Source organism: Gilvimarinus sp. 1_MG-2023, from assembly GCF_030548285.1.
On sequence record NZ_JAUOSC010000529.1, the window covers coordinates 1 to 332 of the forward strand.

The window sequence follows — 332 nt, forward strand, 5'->3', positions numbered from 1 at the left end:
GGGCTGTCCAGCGACAGCCGAATGGCACCGGCCGAAGCCTGCAACTGACCAGCCAGCAAGGCAATCAGCGTGCTTTTGCCACAGCCACTGGGGCCATAAATCCAATGCCAGCGAGTGCGCCCCGCCTGCGTTTCAAAACGATGGCTGAAACCATCAAACACCGCCGCTGGCTGGCCAGGGTAGCGATAGTGCAACTGCTCCAGCACCACGGCCAGATCCTCCCGGTCGCCGACGAACTCACGGCCATCGACAGCAACATGATCACTGGCGGCCAGTTGATCAAGCCGTTGTAATGCTTTCATACCCAGCTGCCAGGCTGCCACCACCGGGCC

At 61.4% G+C, this 332-nt stretch carries 1 protein-coding gene; it reads right to left on the bottom strand.

Annotated elements, in window-relative coordinates; translation table 11 throughout:
• Positions 1-302: ATP-binding cassette domain-containing protein (locus Q4563_RS17940; RefSeq protein WP_303605466.1), on the bottom strand; the 302-nt coding region annotated here is incomplete at its 3' end.
• Positions 303-332 lie beyond the last annotated feature (30 nt).